At 74.7% G+C, this 9,505-nt stretch carries 10 protein-coding genes; 3 read left to right on the top strand and 7 right to left on the bottom strand.

The features are described from left to right. A partial coding sequence (locus FM076_RS28740; protein WP_243274663.1) for a trehalase-like domain-containing protein occupies positions 1-760 on the bottom strand: 760 nt, incomplete at its 3' end. A gap of 153 nt (positions 761-913) precedes the next feature. On the opposite strand from FM076_RS28740, the gene FM076_RS28735 reads away from it, so the two are divergent. Continuing rightward, positions 914-1,333 (top strand): CBS domain-containing protein, encoded by a 420-nt coding sequence (locus FM076_RS28735; RefSeq protein WP_173873771.1) that lies wholly within the window; start codon positions 914-916, stop codon positions 1,331-1,333. Positions 1,334-1,685: 352 nt separating this feature from the next. Here the strand turns inward: FM076_RS28735 and FM076_RS28730 are convergent, their stop codons facing one another. Continuing rightward, positions 1,686-2,312, bottom strand: coding sequence for a GNAT family N-acetyltransferase (locus tag FM076_RS28730; RefSeq protein ID WP_173873770.1), 627 nt, complete (start codon positions 2,310-2,312; stop codon positions 1,686-1,688). A 217-nt stretch (positions 2,313-2,529) separates the two neighbouring features. On the opposite strand from FM076_RS28730, the gene FM076_RS28725 reads away from it, so the two are divergent. Next, positions 2,530-2,724 (top strand): hypothetical protein, encoded by a 195-nt coding sequence (locus tag FM076_RS28725; protein ID WP_173873769.1) that lies wholly within the window; start codon positions 2,530-2,532, stop codon positions 2,722-2,724. A 156-nt stretch (positions 2,725-2,880) separates the two neighbouring features. Further along, a complete protein-coding gene (locus tag FM076_RS28720) occupies positions 2,881-4,272 on the top strand; it encodes an NADP-dependent succinic semialdehyde dehydrogenase (RefSeq protein ID WP_173873768.1) in 1,392 nt (463 codons plus the stop codon). Between the two features lie 75 nt (positions 4,273-4,347). Here the strand turns inward: FM076_RS28720 and FM076_RS28715 are convergent, their stop codons facing one another. The 5 genes from FM076_RS28715 to FM076_RS34775 form a co-directional block, all read right to left on the bottom strand. Next, positions 4,348-5,802 carry a membrane-associated oxidoreductase gene (locus FM076_RS28715; RefSeq protein WP_173873767.1) on the bottom strand — a complete coding sequence of 485 codons (1,455 nt, stop codon included), beginning with the start codon at positions 5,800-5,802 and terminating at the stop codon, positions 4,348-4,350. Between the two features lie 207 nt (positions 5,803-6,009). Then, positions 6,010-7,044: a glutathione S-transferase family protein gene (locus FM076_RS28710; RefSeq protein ID WP_173873766.1), complete on the bottom strand. Its 1,035-nt coding sequence runs from the start codon at positions 7,042-7,044 to the stop codon at positions 6,010-6,012. A gap of 217 nt (positions 7,045-7,261) precedes the next feature. Then, positions 7,262-7,552 (bottom strand): hypothetical protein, encoded by a 291-nt coding sequence (locus tag FM076_RS28705; RefSeq protein WP_345945299.1) that lies wholly within the window; start codon positions 7,550-7,552, stop codon positions 7,262-7,264. Between the two features lie 156 nt (positions 7,553-7,708). After that, a complete protein-coding gene (locus FM076_RS28700; RefSeq protein ID WP_173873765.1) occupies positions 7,709-8,431 on the bottom strand; it encodes a nitroreductase family protein in 723 nt (240 codons plus the stop codon). Positions 8,432-8,588: 157 nt separating this feature from the next. After that, positions 8,589-9,392, bottom strand: coding sequence for an alpha/beta fold hydrolase (locus tag FM076_RS34775; protein WP_173873764.1), 804 nt, complete (start codon positions 9,390-9,392; stop codon positions 8,589-8,591). Between the last annotated feature and the right edge of the window lie 113 nt (positions 9,393-9,505).

Genomic DNA, 9,505 nt, shown 5'->3' with positions numbered 1-9,505 from the left:
CCAGACTTCCGCCGCTCGCCGCGCGCGCCGAGGTGATCTCCAGAACGAGGTCGCGCTGTTCGCCCTGACGCAGGGTGCAGGAGCCGAGCAGGGCGCCGCCGGCCGCGGGCCGCGCCTCCGGCGCGCCCCGCCAGCGCACCCGCAGCCCGCCCCCGACGGCCGTCCACACCGGCGGCCCGTCCGCGGCCCCGGCACTCGTCGCGTCCGCGCCCGCCCCCGGTACCCCGTCCGCCTCCGGCGCTCCGTCCGTTCCCGATGCCCGGTCCGTCCCCGATGCCCGGTCCGTCCCCGGTGCCGGGTCCGGCTCGCGCGTCCAGGCGCTCAGCGGGGCCTGCCCGAAGTCGGGACGGGGGTCGAGCACCATCCGCACCCCGACGCCGGACGGCGGGGCCTTCTCCACACGCACCCGGCGCAGCAGCACCAGCCGTTCGGGCGTGGCCGGCAGCGCGAGCGCGTCCCGGACCACGAGGACGGCCTCGGACGTCACCCACCGGTTGACCCGGATGAGGGAGCCCTCCTCGTAGAAGCCGCCGGCCACGTGCCAGTCGTCCTCGGGCCGGACCGCGTACTGCCCCGGTCCGCCGATGAGGCGGGAGAAGACCGCCTCGCTGTCCCAGCGCGGCGCGCACAGCCACACGATCTCGCCGCGGGGGCCGAGCAGCGCGCCGCGCTCTCCGTCGGCGAGGAAGGCGTAGTTCCGCAGCGCCCACGGCGCCGCTCCGTCGGAGCCGGCCGGCGAGGTAGAGGCCACCTGCGTCATGGTCGCGACCCTAATACCCGCCGCGGCGCCCGCACGGAAACGCTGCGCGGGCCCGGCACCCGCGACGGTGCGTGCGCGGTGGCGACGCGGGGTACCCGCCCGGTCCCGCGGCGGCAGCACGGGAGCCGCCGCCCGTCCGGGAGGAGGACGACGATGGCCCAGCTCGTCCGGGAGGTCATGACCGCCGCACCGGTCGCCGTGGGCACGCTGACGGGCGTCGGTGAGGCGGCCCAGCGGATGCGCGACGAGGACATCGGCGCCGTACTGGTCACCGAGCGCGACCGGCTGCGCGGCCTGGTCACCGACCGGGACCTGGTGGTCCGGGTGCTCGCCGAGGGCCGGGACCCGGACCGGACGACGGTCCGCGAGGTGTGCAGCCCCGAACTGGTGACGGTCGCCCCCGACGACGAGGCCGGCCACGCCGTGGACCTCATGCGACGGCACGCGCTGCGGCGGCTGCCGGTGGTGGAGGACGGCGAGGCCGTGGGCATGGTCGCGCTCGGCGACCTGGCCCTGGAGCGGGACCCCGGCTCGGCGCTGGGCGAGATCAGCGCCTCGACGGCCAACACCTGAGTGCGCCGTCGGCCCGCACTTGAGTGCGTCGTCGGCGCACACTTGAGCCCCCACACCGGTCCCCCTCCCCGGCGCCCCATCGGCCAGTTCCTCAGCGCCCCATCGGCCGGTGCCTCAGCGTTCCATCGGGGCCGGTTGCTGAGCGCCGCACCGGCCGATGTCCGAGCCCCACACCGGCCAATATCCGAGCTCCGCACCGGCCGGTGCCTGAGCGCCGTACGGCGTCCTGCGCGGGGCTGGGGGACCGCAGGGCCGCCGGGCTCCCCAGGGGAAGCCCGGCTCGGCTCCGGGGCCGGAGCCCGGCTCCGGTCCCGGCCGGCCATCCGCCGCGCCGCCGCCACCGCCCGGCCCGCTACTCCCCCGACCCGCCCGGCCTGCGGAGCATCGCCCAGGTGCGGGGCCCGCCGTCGGGCAGGTCCACCTCGGCGGTGACGGTGAAGCCGAGCCGTTCGTAGAACCTCACGTTCCGCTCGGCGGAGGTCTCCAGGAAGGCCGGGCAGCCCGCCTGGTCGGCCTCCGCCAGCCCCGCCCGTATGACGGCGCTGCCGAGCCCGCAGCCCTGGGCCGCCGGGTCCACGCCGACCGTGCCGAGGAACCAGGCGGGCTCCGCCGGACGGTACGGCGCGAGGGCGCGCTCGGCGGACTCGAAGGCGGGCGCGCGGTCCCCGGCCAGCTCCTCCAGCAGCGGCCCCACTTCGGCGAAGCCGGGTGCCGGGTCCCGCTCGGGGGTCGTCCACACCGCGACCGCACGGCCGCCGTCCGCCACCCACACCCGCCCGTAGGGCAGGCCGATGCGGGTGAGGAACAGCTCCTGGAACCGGCGCACCCTGCTCTCGTGGTCGTCGGCCGCGACGACGTGCCGGGTGAAGGCGTAGTCCGCGAACGCGCGGGTGAGGGTGTCCAGCGCGGCGGGGACGTCCGCCGGTTCGGCGGGCCGGACGCCGCCGGTCACCTGGCCTGCGCTGGTCGGTCGCGTCATGGGTACTCCTCGTGGGGCGGGACGTGAGGGCCGTCGGTGACGGCTCCGGCACCCTCGTAACGCTCAAGAGCCTCGTTCCGTGCTCGGATACCGGGGCCGGGATTTCCGGGGGTTTTCCGTCGCCAGGGCGGGCAACCCCGGAGGGCAGGACCCGCCGAACGGGTGCTCCGCGCGGCGCAGGCCGGGGTGCCCGGTTTCCCGAGGTGAGGAGCTGGAGATGTCCAAGCGCCAACCCGACCAGGCCGGCGGCGAGCCGGACCAGATCCGCGGCCCGGAGGAGCGCCGGATCCACGGGGGCATGCCGAACAAGCCGGACGACGACGAGCTGGCGAGGCGCACCGAGGAGGAGCGTGTCGAGGCGGGGCTGGACGACTACGACCCCGACGACGTCCCGCCCGCCACGGAGAGCTGAGCGGGGGCGGGCACACGGTTTCCGCCCGCCCCCGTCATGGGCGCCGGGCCGCCCCGGGACAGGATCCGGCGTGCCGCTGAAGAGACGGCCGGGGGTCGGCCGCCTGCCCGCGGGCGGCCGACACCGCTGGCCCGGACTGCCGAGAGGTCGCATCCCATGCCGATCGCCACGGTGAACCCCGCTGACGGCGAGACACTCAAGACGTTCGACCCGCTGCCCGAGGACGAGATCGACCGCCGGATCGCGGAGGCCGACGCGGCCTTCCGTGTCTGGCGCACCACCACGTTCGAGGAGCGGGCCCGGCTGCTGACCGCAGCGGCTGGGCTGCTGGAGCGGGAGGCGGGCGGGGTCGCGCGCGTCGTCACGACCGAGATGGGCAAGACCCTGGCCGCCGCCGAGGCGGAGGTGGCCAAGTGCGTGAAGGCGATGCGCTGGTACGCCCGGAACGCCGAGGCGCTGCTGGCCAACGAGTACCCGGCCGCGGAGGACGTCGAGGACGCGGGCGCGGTCAGGGCGAAGGTCTGCTACCGGCCGCTGGGTGCGATCCTCGCCGTCATGCCGTGGAACTTCCCGCTGTGGCAGGTCATCAGGTTCGCGGCGCCCGCGCTGATGGCGGGGAACGTCGGGCTGCTCAAGCACGCCTCCAACGTGCCGCAGACCGCGCTGTACCTGGGCGACCTCTTCCACCGCGCGGGTTTCGCGCCGGGCTGCTTCCAGACCCTGCTGGTGCCCTCCGGCGCGATCGAGTCCGTGCTGCGCGACCCCCGGGTGGCCGCGGCGACGCTGACAGGGAGCGAGGGCGCGGGCCGTGCGGTCGCCTCGGTGGCCGGGGACGAGATCAAGAAGACCGTTCTCGAACTCGGCGGCAGCGACCCGTACGTGGTGATGCCCTCCGCCGACATCGAGTCCGCCGCCCGCACGGCGGTGACCGCGCGGGTGCAGAACAACGGCCAGTCGTGCATCGCCGCCAAGCGCTTCCTCGTCCACACCGACGTCTACGACGCGTTCGCAAAACTGTTCGTCCAGGGCATGCGGGAGCTGACCGTGGGCGACCCCATGGACCCGGGGACGGACGTGGGCCCGCTCTCCAGCGAGCAGGGCCGCGACGACCTGGAGGAGCTGGTCACCGACGCGCTCGCCCAGGGCGCCCAGGCACCGTGCGGGGGCCGCCGCCCCGAGGGGCTGGAGCGGGGCTTCTACTACGAGCCCACGGTGCTGACGGGGGTCACCGACCAGATGCGCATCCACCGCGAGGAGGCGTTCGGCCCGGTCGCCTCGCTCTACCGGGTGCGCGACGTGGACGAAGCGATCGAGCTGGCCAACGACACGCCCTTCGGGCTGAGTTCGAACGTGTGGACACGGGACGAGTGCGAGACGGAACGCTTCGTACGGGACCTGGAGGCGGGCGGCGTCTACTTCAACGGCATGACGGCCTCGCACCCGGCACTGCCGTTCGGCGGCGTCAAGCGCTCCGGCTACGGGCGGGAGCTGGCCGGGCACGGCATCCGGGAGTTCTGCAACGCCACGACGGTCTGGCGCGCCTCCTGAGCCTCCGAAGCCCTTCCGGACAGGGCTCCGACGGCGCCGGCGCCCCGCCCCGCCCGCCGCCCGCTCAGACGCGGCTCAGGCGCGGCTCACCGTACGGTTGACGCCGGCCACGAACGTGGTCGCCAGCACCCAGCCGGCGACGATGAGCAGATACGCCAGCCACTGGTACCAGCCCTCCGGTGCGTACGCCTTCTCCTGGCCGAAGTCGATGATGGGCAGCAGCAGGTCGAGCGCGTAGGCGAAGGCGTTGAAGCCGGGCGCCTCGTCGGCCTTGAGCGGACGCGGCGGATGCAGGCCGAAGGTGACCGCGCCCAGCAGGAGCAGCCCGGCCAGCCAGCCCGCGGCCCGCAGGGGCCGGAAGCCGTAGCCGACGGTCACGTCCTGCAGATGACCCCACAGGCGCCCGTGGGGGGAGAGCGTCGTGCGGTGCCTGCGCTGCTTGGCGAGCTGGACGGTACGGGCCGCCGCGTCGTCCCCGATGTGCCGGTAGGCGGCGGTCAGCTGCTCGTACGCGAAGGGCACGTAGCCGTCCCCGTCCCGGGTGAGCACCTCCAGCCGTTCGGCGGCGGGCAGGGCGGGGGCGAGGGTGGTGTAGGCGAGGGCGTCGAGCAGCACCTCGCCGGGCAGCACGCTTGGCGCCACGTGCAGCAGGTCGAAGCGGGCGCGGCGCAGGTTGACGGCGCCCTCGACGGGCGCCGCCTCGCGCAGCCAGAACTCACCGGCCGTGCAGCTGCTGGCCCGCAGGGCGACACCGCCCGGGTTCGACAGCCGCGCGTAGGCGAGGTTGAGCTGGCCCGGCACGGTGGCCCCGCGCAGGTTGACGCGTCCCTCGGCGCGCATCCGCATGGCGTGCAGGTCGGTGCCCACGGTCAGCGTCTCGGCCTGGAGCGCGGTGTTGCGCGGGCCTCCGGGGTGCAGGAAGCGGGCGTCGTCGAAGCGGACGTAGCCCGTGACGGTCATGCCGTCCAGCCGTGCCTGGCCGTGGACGGTCAGACTCGCGGCGCGCAGGTCCTCACCGATGACGGCGTGGTCCAGCCGGAGAGCCACCCCGGACTCCTCCGGCCCCCGCTCCCCCCGCTCCGCGTCCAGCACGGCGCGGCCGAGGAAGAGCGCACCCCCGACGCGCGCCCCGCTCAGCCGGAGCGGCCCGGTCACGCGGCAGTCGTTGAGCCGGAGCGCCCCGTCCACCCGCACGGTGGTCGCCCACAGCCCCGGCATCCGGCAGCCGCGCAGGGCGAGCTGCCGGAACTCGGCTCCGTACAGCACCACGGTCTGCTCGAAGACGCACTCCCGCAGTGAGACCGGCGCGGTGACGACGGCGGAGTGGAGGTCGAGTTCACCGGTGATCCGCGCGCCCCGCAGCCGCAGCGCGGGTATCTCCCCGTCCTCCGCCGGCGCCCGCAGCAGCAGGGAGCGCAGCACCCGTGCCCGTACCGTCCTCTCGCCGTCCGCCGCGAGGTCGACCTCCTCGCCGCGCGGAAACGCCTCCCACACCCGCCGTTCCGGCCGCGTCAGTTCGTCGATCTCCACGCGCGGGACTCTTCCGGCACGGCGCGACCACGTCAACCGCACGCTGTGGCCGGGGGGGCGGGGCCGGGGAGCGGGGGGCCGCTGGGCCGCGCGGTCATTACTCCGCGCGTCATCGACCGGGTGCGGGCGGGAGGGCATCTCCGGAGACCTCGGCGTCCGTCTGTCAGCCCTGGTTCGTCCTGCGGCAGGGGCAGCCCGGGCAAGGGCTCAGGGCCGGTGCCCGGCCGGTACCTCCTCGTCGGCCGGCACCGGTCCGGGCGGGGTGCCGTCGCCGAAGGGGCGACCGCCGAGTTGTTCGCGGTGGTGCGGGGTGAGCCAGCCGGACAGGTCGGGGCCCACCGGCACGATCGAGGTCGGGTTGATGCCGGTGTGGACGACGTAGTAGTGCCGCTTGATGTGGTCGAAGTCCACCGTGTCGCCGAACCCCGGCGTCTGGTACAGGTCCCGCGCGTACGCCCACAGCACCGGGTCCTGCTCCAGTTTGTTGCGGTTGCACTTGAAGTGGCCGTGGTAGACGGCGTCGAACCGCACCAGGGTGGTGAACAGCCGGATGTCGGCCTCGGTGATGGTGTCACCGACCAGGTAGCGCTGGCCCCTCAGCCGTTCGGACACCAGGTCCAGCCTGCGGAAGACATCCGCGTACGCCGCCTCGTAGTCCTTCTGCGTGGTGGCGAAACCCGCGCGGTAGACCCCGTTGTTGACGTCCCGGTAGATGCCCTCGGCGACCTCGTCGATCTCGTCGCGCAGCGCCTCGGGGTACAGGTCGGGCGCCCCCGGCCGGTGCAGCGCCTGCCACTCGGTGGCCAGGTCGAGGGTGATCTGCTGGTAGTCGTTGGTGACCAGCTTGCCGCTGGGCACGTCCACGACGGCCGGGACGCTCACCCCGCCCGGGTAGCCGGTCTCCCGCTTGTCGTACGCCTCGTGCAGGAAGCGGATGCCGAGCACCGGGTCGCGGTCGTCGGGATCGAGCGTGAAGCGCCAGCTGCGGTCGTCCTGGATGGGGTCGGTGACGGCCAGCGACAGCGCGCTCTCCAGTCCCAGCAGGCGCCGCGAGACCAGGGCGCGGCTGGCCCACGGGCAGGCACGGCTGACGACCAGCCGGTAGCGGCCCGCCTCGACGGGCCAGCCGTCGCGCCCGTCCGCGGTGATGCGGTCGGCGAAGTGGCTCTTGGACCTCTTGAACACCTTGCGGCCGTACTCGGTGTTGCCGGCGCTCTCGCCGGTGGTGGCAGCGCTGCTCATGCCGGTTCCCTCCTCGGGGTCGGGGTCGGGTCCTCTCCCGTTCGACCGCATCCCATCACCGGGGGCGGCCCCTGCCGAGTACCCGCGCCCGCGGCATGTGCCGCGTGGCGCCGTCCGTCCGTCTCCCGCGTCGGTCCGGGCGTCCGCCGGTCGCCGGGCGCCGTGTGCCGGTCGCCGGTCGCCGGTCGCCGGTCGCCAGACACCGTGTGCCGGGCGGTCAGCGTCCGATCTGCCACGCGAAGGGCGGCAGCTGGGCCGCCCGGCAGTAGACCTCGCAGGCCCAGGGCAGCGCGGCGGCCGAGGGGTGCAGCCGCGCCCCCTCCAGGCTGGCCAGCAGCCGGGCGGTGTGGTGGACGCACCCGGTGTGCTGGGTGCCGTCACGGGCGATGACGGTGACCGCCGCCGGCCTGCCCTCGCACGGTGTCGGGTCCGCCTCGTCGGCCGCCGCACACCGCCGGGTCCCCTTCGCTGGTACCGGGTCCATCTCCCCCACCCCCGAGTCGCTCACTGCCCGAACCATCGGAACAGTCGGTGGCTTCCCCCAACTGCCCTGCTTCATGGGGGAGTTGGCGAACCCATGGAGAAGACTTGACGTATCGCCTCCCGGTGTGTCCCTCGGCCGGGCGCGGGGAGCCCCCTTCCGCGCGCTCCCCGTGCCCGGCCGTCACCAGCCGTCGCGGTGCAGTACCTCGGAGACGGGGCGCCGCCGCACGGGGCCGAACCTGCCCTGCGGCCGGCCCACCGGGATGACGGCGAAGGTGCGCATCTCCTCCGGGATCCCCAGGGCCTGCTTCCACTCCTCCTCCAGCATCAGGTGCCAGATGGTGATGTTGGCGGCCAGGCCGAGACCGCGCGCGGCGAGCAGCAGGTTCTGCACGCCGGGGTAGACGCAGGAACCCTCGGCGAGTGCCGTGAAGCGCTCCTGGACGGCAGCCAGCCGGTGTGCCGCGGCTTCGCCGAGCGCCTCCAGCGAGGCCCGCTGCCCCTCCTCGTCCGGCGCCGGGAGGGGCATGCGGTAGCAGGGGATGACGAGGGCCGGGGTACGGGCGAAGTGGTCGCGCTGGTACTCGATGGCGGCGACCATCCGACCGTAGGCCGCCTCGTCCATACCCGCGGGCGCGTGCTTGCCGGTGGTGGCCAGATAGGCGTCCACACACCGCTTCCACAGTGGAGCCAGCCGCGCCATGACGGCGGGGTCGGCGACCACGACGTACTCGTAGCCCTGGATGTTGCCCCCGCTGGGGCCCCACACCGCCGCCTGGACGAGCCGTTCGAGCAGCTCGTCCGGTACGGGGTCGGGCTTGAGGCGGCGCATGGCCCTCATCGTGGACATGGTCTCGAAGAGCGGAGGCTGCGCGGCAGCGGGGTTCCCGGCGTCGTTCGGCATGATCGGGAAGTGTAGGCCGGACGAGCGTCCGGCTCAGCCCCCTGGATCACACCTGGTGGCCGGGCGGACGTCCGGTGGCACCCGCCCGCCCCCCGTCGGCCGCCTCCCGCGGACCCTCGGCAGCCCTCAGCAACCCTCGCCAGCCCCTCAGCGGCTCTCAGTCCAGGAGGAAGTCCCGCATCACCGGGGCCAGTTCCCCGGGGGGAACCTGGTGGAAGGTCCCCGGGAGCGCGCGGTGTTCCCCGTGCGCCAGGGCCTGGGCGGTGACGCGGGCGGCCTCCTGGAGGGCGGGCGTGCTCGCCCTGCTGCTGAGCACCAGCACCGGGACGTCCACGGCGGACAGGGTGCCGGCCGGCAGGGAGGCGTCGCCCAGCAGGGAGGTGTCGTAGACGAGGGTGTGGGCGAGCTTCTCCATCCCGTCCCACCCCGCCGACCGCCGGGCCCCCTCGACGGCCTGGGGCGGCAGGCCGACGACCTCCGTCATGAAGTGGGCGACGGCCTGGTCCCGCTTGCCCTGGCCGACCAGGTCGGCCAGGAGCGCCGCGTGGTTGGGGGCCTGGGGCAGCCCGGCGGCGCCGGTGAAGGGCGGTTCGAACAGCACCAGCCTGCCCAGCGGGGCGTCCGTGCGGGCCGCCGCTTCCAGCACCACGATGCCGCCGGAGGACATCCCGAACGCGTGCACCCGTCCGCCGTCCGCGTCAGGGCGCAGCGCCGCGGCGACGGCGGCCAGGTCCTCCGCCTCCCGTTGGGGCGCGTACGGCGGGGTGTCGCCGCTGTCGCCTCTGCCTCTGCGGTCGTAGACCACGCCGGTCATGCCGAGGTCCGCCAGTTCCCGTGCCAGCGGCAGCCCCGCGCCGCGTGCGCTGAGCGCGCCGCCGACCAGGACGACGGGCGGGCCGTCGCCGAGCCGTTCGCAGGTGAGGGTGGTGCCGTCCAGGGAAGTGACCGTGTGCGTACTCATGGGGTCTCCTCGCGACGCTGCGGTGTCCGTCGGGTGACTTCTACCAGCGGGCTCGGACATCGCGGGGCGGAACGCGCACGAACCCGCCGTCCGCCCGGGACGGGCGGCGGCTC

Source organism: Streptomyces albus subsp. chlorinus (assembly GCF_013302895.1).
In the GTDB taxonomy this organism is placed as follows: Bacteria; Actinomycetota; Actinomycetes; order Streptomycetales; family Streptomycetaceae; genus Streptomyces; species Streptomyces chlorinus.
The sequence above is the reverse complement of the archived record's forward strand: the minus strand, read 5'-3'. Positions and strand labels throughout refer to the sequence as shown.

Excerpts from the sequence above, each read along its gene's own strand:
- FM076_RS28730 (WP_173873770.1), bottom strand. The coding sequence starts at position 2,312 with ATGACGCGACCGACCAGCGCAGGCCAGGTGACCGGCGGCGTCCGGCCC.
- FM076_RS28710 (WP_173873766.1), bottom strand. The coding sequence starts at position 7,044 with ATGAGCAGCGCTGCCACCACCGGCGAGAGCGCCGGCAACACCGAGTAC.
- FM076_RS28725 (WP_173873769.1), top strand. The coding sequence starts at position 2,530 with ATGTCCAAGCGCCAACCCGACCAGGCCGGCGGCGAGCCGGACCAGATC.
- FM076_RS28735 (WP_173873771.1), top strand. The coding sequence starts at position 914 with ATGGCCCAGCTCGTCCGGGAGGTCATGACCGCCGCACCGGTCGCCGTG.
- FM076_RS34775 (WP_173873764.1), bottom strand. The coding sequence starts at position 9,392 with ATGAGTACGCACACGGTCACTTCCCTGGACGGCACCACCCTCACCTGC.
- FM076_RS28720 (WP_173873768.1), top strand. The coding sequence starts at position 2,881 with ATGCCGATCGCCACGGTGAACCCCGCTGACGGCGAGACACTCAAGACG.
- FM076_RS28700 (WP_173873765.1), bottom strand. The coding sequence starts at position 8,431 with ATGCCGAACGACGCCGGGAACCCCGCTGCCGCGCAGCCTCCGCTCTTC.